Annotated in this window: 18 protein-coding genes; 14 read left to right on the top strand and 4 right to left on the bottom strand. The window is 56.7% G+C overall.

Annotated features, from left to right (window positions below; translation table 11 throughout):
• Positions 1 to 4: 4 nt before the first annotated feature.
• Positions 5 to 757 (top strand): class I SAM-dependent methyltransferase, encoded by a 753-nt coding sequence (locus GRI35_RS09190; RefSeq protein ID WP_160613881.1) that lies wholly within the window; start codon positions 5 to 7, stop codon positions 755 to 757.
• Position 758: 1 nt separating this feature from the next.
• Here the strand turns inward: GRI35_RS09190 and ppdK are convergent, their stop codons facing one another.
• The 3 genes from ppdK to GRI35_RS09175 all read right to left on the bottom strand — a co-directional run bounded on the left by ppdK (position 759) and on the right by GRI35_RS09175 (position 6,740).
• Positions 759 to 3,422, bottom strand: a complete 2,664-nt coding sequence (ppdK, locus tag GRI35_RS09185) for a pyruvate, phosphate dikinase (protein WP_160613880.1) — start codon at positions 3,420 to 3,422, stop codon at positions 759 to 761.
• Positions 3,423 to 3,537: 115 nt separating this feature from the next.
• Complete coding sequence (glyS, locus tag GRI35_RS09180; protein WP_160613879.1) at positions 3,538 to 5,808, bottom strand: glycine--tRNA ligase subunit beta; 2,271 nt, start codon at positions 5,806 to 5,808, stop codon at positions 3,538 to 3,540.
• Positions 5,805 to 6,740, bottom strand: a complete 936-nt coding sequence (locus GRI35_RS09175; RefSeq protein WP_160614836.1) for a glycine--tRNA ligase subunit alpha — start codon at positions 6,738 to 6,740, stop codon at positions 5,805 to 5,807. The genes glyS and GRI35_RS09175 overlap by 4 nt, the downstream gene beginning before the upstream one ends.
• Positions 6,741 to 6,803: 63 nt before the next feature.
• Between GRI35_RS09175 and GRI35_RS09170 the strand changes: the two genes are divergently transcribed.
• The 13 genes from GRI35_RS09170 to GRI35_RS09115 all read left to right on the top strand — a co-directional run bounded on the left by GRI35_RS09170 (position 6,804) and on the right by GRI35_RS09115 (position 17,037).
• On the top strand, positions 6,804 to 8,000 hold the full coding sequence (locus GRI35_RS09170; RefSeq protein ID WP_160613878.1) for a TraB/GumN family protein: 1,197 nt from the start codon (positions 6,804 to 6,806) through the stop codon (positions 7,998 to 8,000).
• Between the two features lie 166 nt (positions 8,001 to 8,166).
• Positions 8,167 to 8,289: a hypothetical protein gene (locus tag GRI35_RS13945; RefSeq protein WP_268894024.1), complete on the top strand. Its 123-nt coding sequence runs from the start codon at positions 8,167 to 8,169 to the stop codon at positions 8,287 to 8,289.
• A 40-nt stretch (positions 8,290 to 8,329) separates the two neighbouring features.
• The gene (locus GRI35_RS09165) at positions 8,330 to 8,524 is read left to right on the top strand and encodes a helix-turn-helix transcriptional regulator (RefSeq protein ID WP_160613877.1); all 195 of its coding nucleotides are present in this window, start codon (positions 8,330 to 8,332) and stop codon (positions 8,522 to 8,524) included.
• A complete protein-coding gene (locus tag GRI35_RS09160) occupies positions 8,511 to 9,149 on the top strand; it encodes a hypothetical protein (RefSeq protein ID WP_160613876.1) in 639 nt (212 codons plus the stop codon). The genes GRI35_RS09165 and GRI35_RS09160 overlap by 14 nt, the downstream gene beginning before the upstream one ends.
• A 165-nt stretch (positions 9,150 to 9,314) precedes the next feature.
• Complete coding sequence (locus GRI35_RS09155) at positions 9,315 to 10,151, top strand: TraB/GumN family protein (protein ID WP_290258569.1); 837 nt, start codon at positions 9,315 to 9,317, stop codon at positions 10,149 to 10,151.
• Positions 10,148 to 11,047 (top strand): TraB/GumN family protein, encoded by a 900-nt coding sequence (locus GRI35_RS09150; RefSeq protein WP_160613874.1) that lies wholly within the window; start codon positions 10,148 to 10,150, stop codon positions 11,045 to 11,047. Before GRI35_RS09155 ends, GRI35_RS09150 begins: the two co-directional genes overlap by 4 nt.
• Positions 11,048 to 11,167: 120 nt before the next feature.
• Positions 11,168 to 11,842, top strand: a complete 675-nt coding sequence (locus GRI35_RS09145) for a 50S ribosomal protein L25/general stress protein Ctc (RefSeq protein WP_160613873.1) — start codon at positions 11,168 to 11,170, stop codon at positions 11,840 to 11,842.
• A 339-nt stretch (positions 11,843 to 12,181) separates the two neighbouring features.
• Positions 12,182 to 12,751 (top strand): aminoacyl-tRNA hydrolase, encoded by a 570-nt coding sequence (gene pth / locus GRI35_RS09140; RefSeq protein ID WP_160613872.1) that lies wholly within the window; start codon positions 12,182 to 12,184, stop codon positions 12,749 to 12,751.
• Between the two features lie 34 nt (positions 12,752 to 12,785).
• Positions 12,786 to 13,781, top strand: coding sequence for an SDR family oxidoreductase (locus GRI35_RS09135; protein ID WP_160613871.1), 996 nt, complete (start codon positions 12,786 to 12,788; stop codon positions 13,779 to 13,781).
• A gap of 60 nt (positions 13,782 to 13,841) precedes the next feature.
• Positions 13,842 to 14,942, top strand: coding sequence for a redox-regulated ATPase YchF (ychF, locus tag GRI35_RS09130; protein WP_160613870.1), 1,101 nt, complete (start codon positions 13,842 to 13,844; stop codon positions 14,940 to 14,942).
• A 72-nt stretch (positions 14,943 to 15,014) separates the two neighbouring features.
• Complete coding sequence (locus tag GRI35_RS09125) at positions 15,015 to 15,812, top strand: DUF1206 domain-containing protein (protein WP_160613869.1); 798 nt, start codon at positions 15,015 to 15,017, stop codon at positions 15,810 to 15,812.
• Positions 15,809 to 16,558: a MauE/DoxX family redox-associated membrane protein gene (locus tag GRI35_RS09120; RefSeq protein ID WP_160613868.1), complete on the top strand. Its 750-nt coding sequence runs from the start codon at positions 15,809 to 15,811 to the stop codon at positions 16,556 to 16,558. The genes GRI35_RS09125 and GRI35_RS09120 overlap by 4 nt, the downstream gene beginning before the upstream one ends.
• Before the next feature lie 17 nt (positions 16,559 to 16,575).
• A complete protein-coding gene (locus GRI35_RS09115) occupies positions 16,576 to 17,037 on the top strand; it encodes a MaoC family dehydratase (protein ID WP_160613867.1) in 462 nt (153 codons plus the stop codon).
• 33 nt (positions 17,038 to 17,070) lie between these two features.
• Here the strand turns inward: GRI35_RS09115 and GRI35_RS09110 are convergent, their stop codons facing one another.
• Positions 17,071 to 17,988: an MBL fold metallo-hydrolase gene (locus GRI35_RS09110; protein ID WP_160613866.1), complete on the bottom strand. Its 918-nt coding sequence runs from the start codon at positions 17,986 to 17,988 to the stop codon at positions 17,071 to 17,073.
• Positions 17,989 to 18,004: the final 16 nt, after the last annotated feature.

The raw sequence follows: 18,004 nt of genomic DNA, 5'->3' as shown, positions 1-18,004 counted from the left end.
GCGCATGGATAAAACGCCCCCAATTATCTTTTCGCGCCGGCATTGTGCAGCCAAATGGCGACGGGCGTATGGGCGCAGCAAGTCGAGCGATGCGGCATCCTTTCTTATCGACGAACTGGCCGACGATGTGATCGAGCGGATCGGCTTTATGCAGCTTCAGCCGAAAACGGCACTCGTCGTCGGTGATTGGTCTGATGCAGTCACGAATTTCCTAAATGGTTTAGGCGCTCAGATCGCTGTAGGACAGCTTGGCGATTTCAATGAGGAACTGCCTGCTCCCTCATCCGACTATGATGTGATCGTGCATCTTATGGGCCTCGGCATGGTCAATGATCTGCCTGGGGCCTTGATCCACGCCCGCAATGCTTTGGCAAAGAACGGCGTATTCATTGCGGCATTTCCGGGAGCAGGCAGCCTGTCAGCGCTTCGCAATATTGCCTTAACGGCTGATGGAGACCGCCCTTCCCCGCGTATTCATCCGATGATTGATAGTCCGGCGGCATCCGCATTGCTCCAACGCGCGGGGTTTGGGCGGCAGGTCGTGGACAGTCATTCACTATCGGTCCGCTATCGCTCGCTGGAGCAGCTGGTCAGCGATTTGCGTGACCACGGTCTGACTGCGTCGCTGGAACGCGGTTCACCACCTTTCACAAAGGCTGGCCTCAAGCGCGCCCAAGGGGCCTTCGACACACTCCGCGATGATGATGGCAAAGTCACCGAAACTTTCGAGATGCTGACCCTAACCGCCTGGAAATAGGTTACTTCAGCGAAGACTGCGCCGCCGCCAGTCTCGCAATCGGCACGCGGTATGGTGACGCGCTGACATAGTCCAAGCCGACCTTGTCGCAGAACTCGATACTTGCCGGATCTCCGCCATGTTCGCCGCAAATGCCCAGCTTGATATCGGGGCGCGTTGCCCGGCCGCGTTCCGCCGCCAGTTCAACCAATTGTCCGACACCTTCAATATCAAGGCTCACGAACGGATCCCGCTCGAAAATTCCCTGGTCGGTATAAGGCGCGAGGAAGCGGGCGGAATCATCGCGCGAAACACCCAGCGTCGTCTGCGTCAGATCGTTGGTGCCGAACGAGAAGAAGCGCGCTTCTTCTGCAATCTTGTCTGCCATCAATGCGGCGCGCGGCAATTCAATCATGGTGCCCACAAGATAATCGATCTCGGTGCCTTGTTCGGCAAAGACTTCTTTTGCGGTGCGGTCGATAAGTGCCCGTAAAATCTCGAGTTCCCGCTTGGTCGCGACCAATGGAACCATCACTTCCGGCACCGGAGCCTCACCCGATGCCTTCGCGACGTCACACGCCGCTTCGAAGATCGCCCGCGCCTGCATTTCATAGATTTCGGGGTAGGTAATGCCAAGACGGCACCCGCGGTGACCCAGCATCGGGTTAAATTCGTGTAGCTCGCCCGCACGGCGTTTCAGATGGTCAACATCATGTCCGGTTACCTTGGCCAATTCGGCAAACTCGGCGTCGCCATGCGGCAGGAATTCATGGAGAGGGGGATCGAGCAGGCGAATAGTACAAGGCAGCCCGACCATAACTTCGAAAATCTCGCGAAAATCGCTGCGTTGCTCGGGCAGCAGCTTGGCCAGCGCATCGCGGCGTCCTTGCTCGCTTTCGGCAAGGATCATCTCGCGCACTGCGCTAATCCGGCCAGCATCGAAGAACATATGCTCCGTACGGCAGAGACCGATACCCTCCGCACCAAACTGGCGCGCCATCCGGCAATCGTTGGGTGTTTCGGCATTGGTGCGGACCCGCATCCGGCGATATTTGTCGGCCCACTCCATCAAAGTACCAAAATCACCCGCCATCTCGGGCTCGATTGTGGCGACTGTACCGGCCATGACCTGACCGGTTGCACCATCAAGCGTGAGCGTATCCCCTTCTTTTAATTCACGATTTCCGATACGGAGACGTCTTGACGTCATATCGATAGAGACCGCCGAGGCACCCGAAACACAGGGCCGCCCCATCCCCCGCGCGACCACGGCCGCGTGTGACGTCATGCCGCCGCGCGCCGTCAGAATGCCCTGCGCGGCATGCATTCCGTGAATGTCTTCGGGGCTGGTTTCAACGCGGCACAGAATGACCTTCTCGCCTGCGTTGGACATCTGCTCTGCCTTGTCGGCATCAAGCACTATCGTACCCGAAGCTGCACCAGGCGATGCAGGGAGGCCCGTCGTCAAAATATCGCGATGTGCCTTGGGATCGAGCGTGGGATGCAGCAGCTGATCTAACGCCATCGGATCGACGCGCAGAATTGCTTCTTTCTCGTCGATCAAACCCTCACCCGCCATGTCGACGGCCATCTTGAGCGCAGCCTTGGCCGTGCGCTTGCCCGAGCGGGTTTGCAGCATCCACAATTTGCCGTCCTGCACGGTAAATTCGATATCCTGCATGTCGCGGTAATGTTTCTCGAGAAGCTCGAAGACTTCGGCCAGCTCGGCGTAAGCTGCAGGCATCGCCTCTTCCATGCTGAGCGGCTTCGCGCCCGCTTTCTCGCGCGCAGCTTTGGTCAGATATTGCGGGGTGCGGATGCCGGCGACGACATCCTCGCCCTGCGCATTGACCAGCCACTCGCCATAATAGGCTTTCTCGCCCGTCGCAGGGTCACGAGTGAAAGCCACGCCGGTCGCGCTGGTGTCGCCCATATTGCCGAACACCATCGCCTGTACGTTGACGGCAGTGCCCCAACCCGCCGGAATGTCATTCAGGCGGCGATATACTTTCGCGCGGTCGCTGTCCCAGCTGTCGAACACGGCTGCGATCGCACCCCAAAGTTGATGAGATACGTCCTGCGGAAACGGCTTGCCCAATTCCTGCTCGACGATGGCTTTATATTCCGAAACCAGCGCCTGCCAGTCTTCAGCTTCCATCTCTGTATCGTTGTAGAAGCCCTTGTCTTCCTTGGCGATTTCGAGCGCCTCCTCGAACAGACCGTGATCGACTTCGAGGACGACGTCGGAATACATCTGGATGAACCGCCGGTAGCTGTCCCATGCGAAACGCTCGTCGCCGGACACTTTGGCGAGGCCCTGCACCGTGGCGTCATTGAGTCCCAGATTGAGGACGGTATCCATCATTCCGGGCATCGACACTCTGGCGCCAGAACGCACCGAGACCAACAGCGGATCATCATTATCGCCCAAGGACTTACCGACCGCAGTTTCGATATGCTGGAGCGCCGCTGCAACGTCACTACGCAGTGCTTCACTGAAATCCGAGCCGCCTGCGAGGTATTTTACACATTCTTCGGTGGTGATGGTGAAGCCTGGAGGGACCGGCAGACCAATCTCGGCCATTTCGGTCAGGTTTGATCCCTTCCCGCCGGTTATGGTCTTGTCCTTTGCGCGCGGATCATCGTTCACTGCCCCGCCGCCGAAATTATAGACCGTTGTGTTCATCTAAGCTCTCATATTTCTGTCAGGTGTTGACACATGTGACACAGCCCCGGCCAATTTCCTTACAAAAGCGTCACCTTGCGGCCAAAAGCGTAAACTTGATGCGCAAAGTGTCACTTTAGCCCTCGATCCGGCTGAAATCAGCGACTTGATGGACAGCGTTGCGGAACCGCAACAGCAGGTCGAGCCGCGCGGCGCGTTTGTCTTGATCGTCATCATTCACCGTCACCTCGTCAAAGAATGCGTCGATGGGCGCGCGGAGACTTGCGAGCGCCGCCATTGCTGCGCCGAAATCTTCTGCCTCGATTGCGGCGGTTGCTTTGGGCTCGGCAGCATCAAGCGCATCGATTAACGCCTTCTCGGCATTTTCGGGTGAGTAGGAAAGCCCCCCAGCACCACCGTCATTCCCGCGCAGGCGGGGAACGCCAGTGGCCGAAGGCCTATCTAGGGTTGTTTGGTTGTCCGCCCCACTCTGGGCCCCCGCTTTCGCGGGGATGACGAGATGATTTTCCTTCTTGAGAATGTTGGATGCACGTTTGTACCCAGCGAGAAGATTGGTGCCATCTTCGGTTTCCATGAACGCCTGGAGAGCGTGAACGCGGGCGAGAAGGCGAACGAGATCATCTTCGCCGCCGAGGGAGAATACGGCGTCGATTAGGTCATGGCGGACGCCAGCTTCGCGCTGTTGTACCTTGAGGCGGTCGACCGCAAAGATTGGGATAACAGACAACATTTGGTTCACCGCGTTGGCGCGTGACACTTCCCAGTTCTGAGCTGGCTCGGAAACTTGCTCAAGTAACTCGGCAAAAGAAACTCTGACTTGATTTGCTTGCATCAGTCTCAAGACACCTAGCATCGCACGCCTGACGGCGAATGGGTCCTTCGACCCGGTGGGTGTTTCAAAAGTATAAAGTAGTAGAAGCGTATCCAGCTTATCCGCCAAACTCACCGCTACTGTGACCGGCGCAGTCGGCACATCATCGCCCTGCCCGACCGGCTTGTAGTGATCGCGGATTGCGTCGGCGACGGCGTCATCGAGACCCTCAGCGCGGGCGTAATAGCCACCCATCAGGCCTTGCAGTTCGGGGAATTCACCAACCATTTCGGTGACGAGATCGGCTTTGCATAGTCGGGCGGCCTGTTCGGCGAGGTCGGCCAGAGAAGCCCCTTCCCTTGAGGGAAGGGGTTGGGGATGGGTGCTCAACGCCTGCGGGGTGGCACCCCCCACCCTCGGCCCCTCCCCCGTGGGGAGGGGGGTGTCGACGACGATACCTTCCTCAACCAGCCACCGCGCCAGCTTGGCGACGCGCTCTACCTTGTCGGCAACCGTCCCAAGTTTCTCATGGAAGGTAATCCGCTCAAGACCCTTGGCGTGTTCCTCCAACGTCTTCTTCCGGTCCACATCCCAGAAAAACTTAGCATCGGACAGCCGCGCGGCGAGGACTTTGCGATTGCCTTCCACCACCACAGCCGGATCATCGGCTTCGATATTGGCGGTGCAGATAAAGGCATTGGCAAGCTTGCCATCCTTTTCGCACACGAAATATTTCTGGTTCACCCGCGCGGTGAGCTGGATTGTCTCCGGCGGCACTTCGAGGAAATCATCCTCGAACCGGCCGAGCAGCGGCACAGGCCATTCGGTCAGGCCCGCATTCTCGACCACAAGCCCTTCATCCTCGACCAAATCAAGACCGCCATCAGCGGCAGCTTTTTTCGCGCCATCACGGATGATATTCTGGCGTTCCTCATGGTCGACAATCACATGCGCCGCGCGCAGCTTGTCAACATAGTCTGCCGCGCTGCCAATGGTGATGTCGCCATCATGATGGAAGCGGTGCCCGCGTGTTAGTGCGCCAGCTGTAATGCCATGCACTTCGCACTCAACACCGTCAGTGCCGAGCAAAGCCACAATGCCAGACAGCGGGCGCACCCAGCGCAGGCTCTCGGTGCTGATCGATGCCGCGCCCCAACGCTGGGACTTGGGCCAAGAAAAATCACGAATGATCGCGGGGATTGCAGTCGCCAAAACATCGGCTACCGCCCTGCCCGGCGTATTGATCACGGCAAAGTAAGTCGGACGACCTTTGACATCGCGAACCTCAAGCTGGTCGCGCGTCACGCCGTTTTTGCGGCAAAACCCATCGACCGCCTGATCGGGAGCACCCTCTGGCGGTCCCTTGGCTTCTTCGCTCACAGCCTCCGTTTCGGTCGGCAGATCGCGCGCAATTAACGCAAGACGGCGCGGGGTCGACCAGACGGTCAGCTCGCCCAGCGCAACACCGGCGGCGTCCATCTCGCGCCGGAACAGCTTTTCCAGTTCAGCGCGCGCACCCTTTTGCATCCGTGCAGGGATTTCTTCGCTGCGGAGTTCTAGGAGAAAATCGCTCATGCCGACCACTCCGGATATTTCTCCGCCCAGCCGGCTTTTTCCTTCTCCATATGCGCTTCGCATGATCCGCGCGCGAGGTCGCGGACGCGGGCCATGTAGCTCGCGCGTTCCTGCACGCTGATCACGCCGCGCGCCTGGAGGAGGTTGAAGATGTGGCTTGCCTCCACCGCTTGCTCATACGCAGCGATTGGCACTTGGTTGGCGAGCGCATTCTGGCACTCGGCCTCGGCCTTGCCAAACAGGTCGAACAGCGCATCGGTGTCAGCGACTTCGAAGTTCCACTTCGACATCTGCTTTTCGTTCTCGAGGAATACCTCGCCATACGAAACGCCTTGGCCATTGAAGTCGAGGTCGTAGACGTTGTCGACGCCCTGGATATACATGGCGAGGCGTTCGAGCCCGTATGTCAGCTCGCCCGCGACGGGTTTGCAGTCGAACCCGCCCATTTGCTGGAAATAGGTGAACTGGGTGACTTCCATCCCGTCGCACCAGACTTCCCAGCCCAGTCCCCATGCGCCGAGCGTCGGGCTTTCCCAATCGTCTTCGACAAAGCGGATATCGTGCTTGAGCGGGTCGATACCGATCACGCCGAGGCTCTTCAGATACAGTTCCTGAATGTCCGAGGGGCTCGGTTTCAGGATCACCTGATATTGATAATAATGCTGCAACCGGTTGGGGTTTTCGCCATAACGGCCATCGGTCGGGCGGCGGCAGGGCTGCACAAAGGCGGCATTCCATGGCTCCGGCCCCAATGCGCGCAGTGTGGTAGCCGTATGGAAGGTCCCCGCGCCCATCCGCATATCGTAAGGCTGCAGTATCAGGCAGCCATTAGCGCTCCAGAAATCATGCAGCGCAAGGATCATATCCTGGAAGGATTTCGCCGGATTGCGGGCCGGAACAGAGACCGGTATTGTCGGTGCAGTAGTCGCCATGCGCGCGGCTTTGGCGGATGCCCCCAAACGCGTCAATGCCGCACTGCACAATTCGGGCAGCATATGCGCAAAATATGGGCAGTATTTGGTCAGATTGTATCGACTGCCGGACGCGCGGCGGTTGACAAAACCGCGAAAAAGCTTCGCTATGACGTCCCCGACACGCAACCGGACGGCTCCATGAAACTCTTCGCTTCCTGCATCACTCTCGGCGCGCTGCTCTTTGCACCGCAAGCCATTGCGCAAGAATGTGACGATCAAACCTGTAAGCAAGAGTGGGCTGCTCTGAAGAAAGAGCAAAAGAAGAAGAGGGCCGCCGAGGCTCAAGCCCAGCGCTCTTTGGTCACTGTCTGGCCCGCTCCGATCAAAGTCGTTCAAGATTACCAACCCAACCCCGCGATCTGGCGATTGGCTGATCTTGATACCACGATCTACATGTTCGGCACGTTCCACGTACTACCCAAAGACTTCAAATGGCGCAGCGCCGCGCTCAACAGCATTGTTGAGGAAGTTGATGAACTGGTTGTCGAAACCAGCGATGAGGATGGCGACGAAGTGATTGGAAAGTTCATTTCCGATTTGCTCGTCACCACGATGAGCGATGATCGCGTTACGATTTCAGAGCGGTTATCAGAGGCTAATCGCGCAAAATGGTTCGCTATTGGTGACGGGGTCGATATGCCGCGGGACTTTTTCGACCGAATGCCGCTCATGCTCTCCTTACTTGGCGCTGGGCTCAACTTCGGTGAAACGCAGGGTTCGGTAGCCGATTATGGCGTTGAAACGGTGCTTGAGGCCGAATTCAAAGCGGCCGACAAACCGATCGGATCGATTGAAGACAGCAGCGCAGTGATGGCAGCCTTGCTGGGTATCGACGAGAATGGTTTGATCAAAGAACTCGATGATGAATTGAGCAAGTGGGATGGCAAAGACCTTGCGGACTTCTTCGGTGATTTGAATGGCGCCGAGGATAACGGCACCGGGTCTAGCGAGGCCGATCCATTCTCTTCCGAACACAGCTGGGCGCAGGGGATTCTTGAAGATCTTGGTATGGAAGAGATGAAGGAAACCGAATTCGGACGGCAAATCTATCAAGTGCTGCTGACCGACAGAAACCGTAATTGGGCGGAATGGTTGGAAAACCGTTTGGACACGCCCGGCACGATTCTGTTGGCGGTTGGCGCTGGCCATTTCGAAGGTAATGATTCGGTCCAGAACATGCTCACAGAACGCGGACTATACGCCGAACGCCTCCACTAATTTGGCAGTTTTCAAGAAATGTAATCGCCTGAATTGAAAGGTTTAGGCTTTGGATAGTCGCGTTATGCCGACATAATGTAAGGTTGTATTGACATTGGAAACAAGTCACGACATAAAGTAAGGGTAACCTGACATAAAGTCATGAACCAATGACAAGGATGCCTACATGTTAATTCGCAACCAACTTCGCCAACGCGCTCCGCACATTCTCGCTAACGCCACTTTCCTGCTCGCCGGCTATGCCATTGGTGACATCGCTGCGACGCTTGCCAAGCTGATGGTTGCTTAAGCGATGCTGTGGCCACTTACTGCTGCGGATACATCCAGCCATGAATAACCGTCTCAAAGTTCTGCGTGCAGAGCGCGACTGGAGCCAGGCCGAATTGGCGGTGCGGCTCGACGTCTCGCGCCAAGCGGTCAACGCAATCGAGACTGGCAAGCATGATCCCTCACTTCCCCTCGCCTTCCGGCTGGCGCGCCTCTTCAACCTTTCTATCGAGGAAATTTTCGATGACGGACAATGACACTCAGGACCTTGATCAAGCGTCTCTGTTCAATGATCGCCTGCTCGCCATATTGGCCGGAATTGCGGCTCTCTTCCTGTTCGGTGCATTGACAGGGTATATAGCAAAAATCGCCGAAAACGGCAGCCTCTCGGCTATCGATGGTATTTTGATTCTTGGCCTCATCGCCGCGACAGTATTGGCGGGCAGCTTCGCTTGGTCAAAATGGCGGAAGGCCGCCGCAGAACCTGAGGCGAAAAGCGCCCGTAAATCGCGCAATATCTATATTGCGGCGACGTTATTGGGCGGCGTTCTAGGCGCTTTCATAATGATTGCCGGAGGGCCCGAACTCGACACCATGTTCTCGAACAATCCAATTTCAGCGTCCGTAGCCGTGATATCGATTGCAGGTTGGGCTATCGGCACGCCGCTTATCACACTGATCTGGTGGCAGGTTACGGATGAGCATGAAATCGCGGCTTACTCAAATGGTGCACTGCTCGCCTTCCATCTTTACGTGTTTCTCGTGCCCAGCTGGTGGATGGCTGCTCGTGCCGGATGGGTTCCCCAACAAGACCCGATGATCATCTGGGCAATTACTATGGTCGTATGGTCCATTGCCTGGCTCTACAAAAAATACGCTTGAACCAAATCCAGTCACTCCATCAAATTCGTTCACAGGCTGCTCAGGCCGTTGATAAAAAGAACTTCCCCCATGCAACATACTCTCAAAAACCTCGCACTAGCGGCGTCTACCCTCGCCCTCGGCTTTTTATCGACGGGATGCGCCCAGCAGCAAAAACCGACCCCGGTGGCGCCCACACAAGTTGCTGCCGAAGAAGTCGAACTCGGCGGCCCCGCGCTTTGGAAAGTCGCCGACGAGGATACGACAATTTATCTGTTCGGGACCGTCCACGCGCTCCCTAAAGAGATCGAATGGTACAAAGGCAGCATTGATGATGCGCTGAGCTCGTCCGATAAGCTCGTGACCGAAATCTTTATGAAGCCCGGTACGGAAGCGCAGGCCCAATCGGCATTTATGTCGCAAGGCATGTTGCCGGAGGGACAAAGCCTTCGCGACCTTCTAACCGAAGAGCAGAAAACGAGCTACGAAGCGGCGATGGTGAAGCTGGGACTGCCGGTTGCTTCGTTTGACAGGTTTGAGCCGTGGCTCGCGGCTATCAATCTCTCAATGCTGCCGCTTCTTCAAGCGGGCTACAGTCCCGACGCCGGTGTCGAGAAAGTGCTGGAAATGAAGGCTGGCGAAATTCCGCGTTCGGCGCTGGAAACTGTCGAATTTCAGGTTAGCGTATTCGATGGTCTGCCCATGGATTCGCAGATAGAGTTTATGATGGCTGCCGCTGATGGAATTGATGAGATCGTGCCCATGCTCGACTCCATGGTGGATGAGTGGGTCGAGGGGGACGCTGCCGGACTTGCTGGTTTGATGAACCAGGGGCTGACTGATCCCGCCCTTGCCGAGGCGCTACTCTACGCGCGCAACCGCACCTGGGCCGAATGGATCGATGCGCGTTTGGACACGCCTGGTACCGTATTTGTCGCGGTCGGCGCAGGTCACCTTGCAGGCGAGCGAAGCGTACAGGATGCATTGGCAACCCGCGGGATTGCTTCTACTCGGGTGCAATGATCCCCAAGCTGATCCCTGCCTTTCAAATCAAACGGAAAATCATGGGGCTGGTGGCGCTTGCGCTGCTGGCCTCATGCTCGTCACCAGCAGAGCAGTTTCCGCCACCTTCGCCTGCTTTGTGGGAAGTGACATCCACCGACGGGACGCGGGAAGGGTGGCTCTTTGGCACTATTCACGAACTGCCCGACGGTGTGAATTGGCGGACCGACGCGCTTAACAAAGCACTGGGTCAGTCCGAGTGGCTGATGGTTGAAGTCGGCGATCTGGATGACAGTGGTAAGGTGTCACAGATATTTGCCGAACTTGCGCTGTCCGCGCAGCAGCCTCCCTTGATTGAACGTGTCGATCAAGAACATCGCGAACAACTGGTGGCGCTGATGACAGCCGGTGACTTCAAAAATGGAGACTTTGCGCAGGTTGAGACATGGGCAGCGGCTCTCACTCTCGCGCGGATATTCAGTGCAGGCAAACCTGAAAACGGGGTTGATCGGATCCTGATCGGGGAGTTCGCTGCAAAGATCGAGCTGGAAGGCGCGCGCAAACAACTCTCTATTTTCGACAGTCTGGCAGAAGAGGATCAACGGGATTTGCTGGAAGGTATTATTCGCGAAAGCTCTGCGGCCGAGAGCGGTCCGCGCCACCGACTTGCCAAGAGCTGGCTTCAAGGTGATCTTGATGCTTTGCTGGACCCGTCCAGCGACACAATCCTGTCCGATCCGGAACTGCGCGCCGCGCTGCTAACCAACCGCAATACCGCCTGGGTTGAAACGATCACGGAAGAATTGCCCCAGAAAGGGCCGATGATGATTGCGGTGGGCGCCGCTCACATGCTGGGGGAGGACGGGCTCCCCGCCCTACTCCGGAAGTCAGGCTATACTGTCGAACGGATCCAATAGGCGGTTTCACTTGCCAATCTGCCCATTACGCCTTAGAGGCGCGCGCTTCCGCACCCTATGGTCACCCTGGAGGCGTAGGGCGGATGTTATCTTTTTAATGCATTTCGAAAGGCACATACCATGAGCGAAGCTCTTACACTGCCGGCTGAGACGCGCGAACGGGCTGGCAAGGGAGCCTCCCGTGCACTGCGTCGCGACAACCGGATTCCTGCTGTTATTTATGGCGGCAAGGAAGAACCCGCACTGATCCACGTCGAGCAAAAGGAACTGGTTCGTCAGTTGATGACCGGCCACTTCATGAACTCGATCGTTATGATCGAAGTAGACGGAAAGAGCGTTCGCGTCCTGCCAAAGGATGTGTCCTTCCACCCCGTAACCGACGTGCCAACACACGCCGACTTCCTGCGCCTGTCGAAAGACGCGAAGATCGAAGTCCAGATTCCGGTTGTATTCGTCAATCAGGAAGAAAGCCCCGGCCTCAAAAAAGGCGGCGTTCTCAACGTGGTCCGTCACGAGCTGGAGCTCGTCTGTGTTTCGGACAAAATCCCGGATCAAATCGAAATCGACGTTACCGGCAAGGAAGTTGGCGACTCGATCCACATCAGCAGCATCGAGCTGCCTGAAGGTTCGGAAAGCGCGATTACCGATCGCGATTACACCATCGCAACGCTCGTTGCTCCATCAGCTCTGAAATCTCAGGATGACGAGACTGAGGGCAGCGAAGACAGTGCAGAAGGTGAAGAAGCTGAAGGCACCGACGGCGAAGGTGAAGGCGAAGAGAACAGCGAAGGCTGATCTTGGCGTCACAGCCAAACAAAACGCGCCGGCCCACGAAAGTGTGGCCGGCGTTTTTTTGTTGTTTGCTTAGGCCTCAAGCGCCGGGCGCCGACATTCGTCGGCTAGGCTACGCCTAACGGCGGCGCGCGGTCGCGCTTTGGCTGCCGCGACCAAGAACAGGTTTTGGTTCAATGGCTTGGAATGGTTCGGTCAGCGACCAGCGGACCGCAAGGCCGACCGGCCGCCCGAGCTTATGCGAGGAAGCAAGCGAGGCGGATGCCTCGCGCCCGCAGAGTCCAAAACAAAAGACTCCCCTCCCCGCTTGAGGCCCAAACCAAACCGCTCTACCGCGCACCCATGCAAATTTGGGCAGGCCTTGGAAATCCCGGACCGCAGCATGCGATGCAGCGGCACAATATCGGTTTTATGGCGATGGACGTCATTGCCGAGATGCACAGCTTCGCACCTATCCAGAAGAAATTCCAGGGCTGGACCCAGGAAGGCCGGATCGGCGGTGAGAAAGTCCTGCTGCTGAAGCCTGCGACCTATATGAATGAAAGTGGCCGCTCGGTCGGGGAAGCGATGCGCTTCTACAAGCTCGATCTGGATGCCCTTACCGTGTTTCACGACGAACTCGATCTTGATCCGTTCAAGATCAAAGTGAAGCATGGCGGCGGCCATGCGGGACATAATGGCCTGCGCAGTATCGATAAGCATCTAGGCTCCGATTACCGCCGTGTGCGCATAGGTATTGGGCACCCGGGGCATAAGGACCGCGTCCATGGCTATGTTCTCGGCAATTATGCGAAGGCAGAACAGCCGATGCTCATCGATATGTTGGGCGCGATTGGATCGGAGGCCGATTGGCTCGCCAAAGGTGACGGCCCGCGTTTCATGAACGATATTGCGCTTCGCTTGCAGGGATAAGCTGCTACTATCGCGAAAACCTAGGAGATAATTCATGCCGAACATCAATCGCCGCGCCTTATTGGGCGGAGCAGCCGCCACGACTGTTCTAGCCGCTGCGGCCGCACATGCCCAAAGCGATGTGATGAAGGCTGGGCCAAACCTTCAGGGCAAGTCTATCCTGATCACTGGCACATCATCCGGTTTCGGCAGGTTGGCTGCAGAAGACTATGCCCGCAAAGGAGCGAAGGTCTTCGCCACCATGCGCAATCTTCCGCGCACTGAAGCGACCGAGCTTGACGCTCTTGCCAAAGCCGAAGATCTCGATCTGCATGTGATCGAGATCGACGTATTGGACGACGCGCAGGTTGCTGCCGGCGTTGCCGATGCGGAGAAAATTGCAGGCGGTGCGATCGATGTTCTCATCAACAATGCGGGTATTTCGACCGCGGGCCCGGTCGAAATTCAGGACATGGAAGCCACCAAACTGCTGTTCGATACCAATGTGTACGGACCGCAGCGCCTGATGCGGGCCGTTCTGCCTGGAATGCGCGCCGCCAAATCCGGCCAGATATTCAACGTCACTTCGCAACTTGGCCGCGTGGTTATCCCCGCCTTCGGGCAATATTCGCCGACCAAGTTCGCACTGGAAGCCATGAGCGAGCAGTTGGCGTATGAACTTGTTCCGCACGGTATCGATGTCACCATCATTCAGCCAGGCGGCTATCCAACTGAAATTTGGGCGAATGCCAATGCGTTGACGCAGAAACTGCTCGATCGCGCGGCTGAGAAGCACCTGAACGGCTATTCAGCATTGGTTGAACAATTGCGCATGCGTACCAACAATGGCGGCTCGACCGACCCCATGGATGTGCCAAACGCCATGGCGGACATCATCGCGATGCCTGCCGGAACCCGTCCGCTGCGTAAAGAAGTGCACCCGGGGGCCAAACCGCAGATTGCGATCAACGAAGTGTCTGCAAAGACGCAAGTCGGATGGCTTGGGGATACGCCCTATGGTCCGTGGATCAAAGCGGTCCACAACGTATAGCTAGTCAAGCAAGGGGCGCGTCGCTAAAGGGCGCCCCTTAGTTATTTACCGGAGTTTTCGATGGGTTTCCGTTGCGGGATCGTCGGGCTGCCCAATGTCGGCAAGTCCACCTTGTTCAATGCACTGACAGAGACGCAGGCCGCGCAGGCTGCGAACTATCCGTTCTGTACCATTGAACCAAACGTCGGGCAGGTTTCTGTCCTGGACGAGCGTTTGGACAAGATTGCCGCGATTGCGAGCAGCGCGAAGATCATCCCTACCCAATTGGCATTTGTCGACATCGCAGGGCTCGTCAAAGGCGCAAGTCAAGGCGAAGGTCTGGGCAACCAGTTCCTCGGCAATATCCGCGAAGTCGATGCGATTGTGCACGTCCTTCGCTGCTTCGAGGATGACGACATCCAGCACGTCGCCAACAAGGTCGATCCGATTGCGGATGCCGAAGTGGTCGAAACCGAGCTGATGCTGTCAGATCTGGAAAGCCTGGAAAAGCGCGTGCCGGCGGCCGAGAAGAAGGCCACTGGTGGAGACAAGGAGGCGAAGATCCTCGCGAGCGTTCTGGGACAGACTCTGGAGCTCCTGCGCGATGGCAAGCCCGCTCGCTTAACGGAGCCGAAAGACGACGAAGAACAGCGCCTGTTCAATCAGGCCCAGTTGCTGACTGCGAAACCCGTGCTCTATGTTTGCAACGTCGCCGAAGACGAAGCGGCTACCGGCAATGCACTGTCGGAGCGTGTCGCCGCCAAAGCTGCTGCCGAGGGCGCACAATCGGTCGTCGTATCAGCGGCTATCGAGTCCGAATTGGTTGGTATGGAAGAAGAAGATCGCGGCGAATATCTTGCCGAACTCGGCCTTGAGGAAAGCGGCCTCGCGCGTGTTGTCCGTGCCGGTTACGAGCTGCTTCAGCTGCAGACCTACTTCACTGCTGGTCCGAAAGAGGCGCGCGCTTGGACCTTCCCTAAAGGCGCGAAAGCACCGCAAGCTGCCGGTGAAATTCACACCGATTTCGAGCGTGGCTTCATCAAGGCCGAAACTATCGCCTATGAGGATTACATTGCCTCGAATGGCGAAGCGGGTGCGCGCGAGGCTGGTAAGCTTCGGCAAGAAGGCAAAGACTACCTCGTACAAGATGGGGATATTCTGAACTTCAAATTCAACGTTTGATATTTATCCAAGCCACTTTCGGCACCTTTCTCCCGTTGCCGCGTTACGGCAATCACAACAGGGGAATATTCTATGGTCGATAAGTCCGAAAAATTTGGCTGGTTGGTTCGGCTTGGCTATTTCAGCCGCGCGATCTTGTATGTGGTCCTCGGACTGATTGCGCTCACAAGTGCGGGAAGGATCAGTCAAGGAACCAATGGAATTTTTCAGGCAGTGGAAGATATTCCTGCTGCGACTGCAATTCTATGGCTGATGACGCTCGGGCTTTTCGGTTACGCGCTGTTTCGCTTCGCCTCCACTTTCTTCGATATCGAAAATAACGGTTCGGACAAGAAAGGTTGGGCCAAACGGATTGGTCATGCCGGTAGCGGAATTGGCCACCTGGCACTGGCGTACACTGCGTATCAGTTCGCCAATAGCGGAAGCGCCTCTGGCGGCGGTGCGCAGGCTGCGGCAGCGGGTGTTCTCTCCGTCGAATTTGGCGGCGTGGTACTGGGCTTGCTCGGCATTGCCTTTTTCGCGACTGCATTCTTTCAGGCCAAAAAGGGTTTCGTTGGCGAATTCATGCACCGGATCAGCAGCGATGCGCCACAAGCGACACGCTGGCTTGGCGGGTTCGGTTATTCTGCACGGGCCGTTGTCTATGCGGTCATTGGCTGGTCGTTGTTCAAGGCCGGCTTCATGTCGAGCGGCGCTGAACAGGTCAAAACTCTGGGCGATGCCCTTGCCTCACTTGCCGGCGAAGGCATGATCTTCTCGGTCACTGCCATAGGCTTGCTCGTCTTCGGTTTGTTTAGTCTGGTTCTTGCCCGTTATCGCGTCATACCTGATCTTGATAGCGATGAAGGAATCCCCAGCTTCAGAGCATGAGCAAGAATAACAATACCGCCAAATTATACAGAATGGTGATGGACGAGCACGTCTGTCCATACGGTATCAAATCCAAATTTCTTCTGGAACGCCGCGGCTTTACGGTTGAGGATCATCACCTTACATCGCGAGAAGAGGTCGATGCGATCAAGGCTGCGCATGGGGTGGAAACAACACCGCAGACATTTATCGATGGCCAGCGGATCGGGGGATATACAGATTTGCGGGAGAAGTTCGGCAAGCCTGTGAAGGACCCGAATGCGACAAGCTACCGTCCTGTACTGGTCCTTTTTGCTGTGGGATTGGCGCTAGCCGCATCTCTCAGCATGTTCAGCTATGGCACCGCGTTAACGGTGCGCACTGCAGAATGGTTCGTTGCGTTTTCGATGGCCATGCTGGCCATGCTCAAACTGCAGGATGTCGAAAAATTCTCCAGCATGTTTCTCGGCTATGATCTGCTCGCGAAACGATATGTGCCGTACAGCTATGCGTATCCCTATCTCGAAGCGCTCGCCGCCATTCTTATGGCCGGGCATTTGTTGCCATGGCTGTCGATTCCGATAGCCTTCACTATCGGCATGATCGGAGCGATATCGGTGATCTACGCGGTCTATATCCAGAAACGCGATATCAAATGCGCCTGTGTTGGCGGCAGCGCGAACGTGCCGCTCGGTTTCATATCGCTCAGCGAGAATATAGCGATGGTTGCCATGGCGGTCTGGATGCTGTTTCGTTATGTCCTCTAGAGCGCTAGAGCCGACCCATGCTCTATTTTGAAGATATTGAAGTCGGCTCGATCCACGCTTTCGGGCATTATGAAGTGACACGAGAAGAGGTGTTGCAGTTCGCGGAAAGCTTTGACCCGCAGCCGTTCCATCTCGACGATGAAGCCGCTGCTAAGACGCATTTCGGCCGCGTGTCGGCCAGTGGTTGGCATACATGCTCAATGAGCATGCGGATGATGGTCGAGAATATGAAAGATCGCGAACAAGCGGGCCTTGGTTCTCCGGGCGTCGATCAATTGCGCTGGAAGAAGCCCGTTTACCCTGGCGACACACTCCGCATGGAGTCCGAAATCCTCGAGAAGCGCCGCAGCAAATCGCGTCCGGAAATGGGCATCTTCAAGTCGCAACTGAAGACGTTCAACCAGAATGGCGAGGTGGTACTGGAAATGATTTCCAACGGTCTGATCAGGGTTCGCGACCAGGAAGCCCCGCTCGACTAAAGGGGTGTCCTTACCCGTGCAGCGTGAGGGTTTTTACTGTTGGGCTGACCGCTGCCATTGCTCCAGCCCGCTGTCAGCCAGTGCTTTTCCGTCATGCGAAACGAGTGCTGTAATCATGGGATCATTGTTCAGGTCTATCAACCAGGGCCTGAGCATTGCCAAGCGATCAACATTTTCCGGCACCATTAAATAACTGTAGATGAAGCCCTTGCCGCGATCATTGAGTAGATCGCTTTGCACGTTCGAAATGTCTCCGGTCAGGAGCCACAGCTTTCCATCGACAGGAATGGCGAACATCGTGCTGCCCGGCGTATGGCCGCCGAGCGGATAGATACCGATTCCCGGGAATTGATCCGTTGTCCGGCTGCCATCTGCCAGCTCGATCTGGGTCACACACGCGCTACCGGCGAGCATGTCCGCCTGCTCCTGTGTATGCAGATTATGCGTTGATTTCTGTTCCGGCGTTTGGAGAACAGACACAGCACCCGATCGTGCCGCGCAGATGGGCTCGATACCCTGGACATGATCGAGATGAAGGTGGGTGAAGCCCACGCCTTGGACTCGGTCCAGATCATCGCCCATGATTTCAGGAACCGTTCCAAGAGGAACCGCCGGGTCGGCACCAGCAATCGTTTCGAACAACGCGCCGAATTCGACTGCGACGGCTGCATCCATGCCGAGGTCAATCAGGAGAATTTTGCCGTCTTCCCATTCGACTACGAAAGTCGAATGGGTCAGCGACCGATCAGCAGAATTCTGGGTCGAAGTTCGAAAATAACTGATCTTTGTCGGCCCATCCGGACTGTCGGCGAGCGCGAGTAGCTCTGCTTTGGTGGGTAGTTCCGGCTCGACATCGCGGATTTGCAAATGCGCAGGCACCAGAACAAATGCGAGCACGATCGCACCAATCGCAAGCAATGCTCCGATCACTATCAATATCTTTTTCAGCATTGCAGATCCTTAACGG

Source organism: Pontixanthobacter aestiaquae (genome assembly GCF_009827455.1).
GTDB classification, from domain to species: Bacteria; Pseudomonadota; Alphaproteobacteria; order Sphingomonadales; family Sphingomonadaceae; genus Pontixanthobacter; species Pontixanthobacter aestiaquae.
The sequence above is the reverse complement of the archived record's forward strand: the minus strand, read 5'-3'. Positions and strand labels throughout refer to the sequence as shown.

Coding starts and splice junctions, on each gene's coding strand:
- GRI35_RS09190 (WP_160613881.1), top strand. CDS start 5: ATGGATAAAACGCCCCCAATTATCTTTTCGCGCCGGCATTGTGCAGCC.
- ppdK (WP_160613880.1), bottom strand. CDS start 3,422: ATGAACACAACGGTCTATAATTTCGGCGGCGGGGCAGTGAACGATGAT.
- glyS (WP_160613879.1), bottom strand. CDS start 5,808: ATGAGCGATTTTCTCCTAGAACTCCGCAGCGAAGAAATCCCTGCACGG.
- GRI35_RS09175 (WP_160614836.1), bottom strand. CDS start 6,740: ATGGCGACTACTGCACCGACAATACCGGTCTCTGTTCCGGCCCGCAAT.
- GRI35_RS09170 (WP_160613878.1), top strand. CDS start 6,804: ATGCGCAAAATATGGGCAGTATTTGGTCAGATTGTATCGACTGCCGGA.
- GRI35_RS13945 (WP_268894024.1), top strand. CDS start 8,167: ATGTTAATTCGCAACCAACTTCGCCAACGCGCTCCGCACATTCTCGCT.
- GRI35_RS09165 (WP_160613877.1), top strand. CDS start 8,330: ATGAATAACCGTCTCAAAGTTCTGCGTGCAGAGCGCGACTGGAGCCAG.
- GRI35_RS09160 (WP_160613876.1), top strand. CDS start 8,511: ATGACGGACAATGACACTCAGGACCTTGATCAAGCGTCTCTGTTCAAT.
- GRI35_RS09150 (WP_160613874.1), top strand. CDS start 10,148: ATGATCCCCAAGCTGATCCCTGCCTTTCAAATCAAACGGAAAATCATG.
- GRI35_RS09145 (WP_160613873.1), top strand. CDS start 11,168: ATGAGCGAAGCTCTTACACTGCCGGCTGAGACGCGCGAACGGGCTGGC.
- pth (WP_160613872.1), top strand. CDS start 12,182: ATGCAAATTTGGGCAGGCCTTGGAAATCCCGGACCGCAGCATGCGATG.
- GRI35_RS09135 (WP_160613871.1), top strand. CDS start 12,786: ATGCCGAACATCAATCGCCGCGCCTTATTGGGCGGAGCAGCCGCCACG.
- ychF (WP_160613870.1), top strand. CDS start 13,842: ATGGGTTTCCGTTGCGGGATCGTCGGGCTGCCCAATGTCGGCAAGTCC.
- GRI35_RS09125 (WP_160613869.1), top strand. CDS start 15,015: ATGGTCGATAAGTCCGAAAAATTTGGCTGGTTGGTTCGGCTTGGCTAT.
- GRI35_RS09120 (WP_160613868.1), top strand. CDS start 15,809: ATGAGCAAGAATAACAATACCGCCAAATTATACAGAATGGTGATGGAC.
- GRI35_RS09115 (WP_160613867.1), top strand. CDS start 16,576: ATGCTCTATTTTGAAGATATTGAAGTCGGCTCGATCCACGCTTTCGGG.
- GRI35_RS09110 (WP_160613866.1), bottom strand. CDS start 17,988: ATGCTGAAAAAGATATTGATAGTGATCGGAGCATTGCTTGCGATTGGT.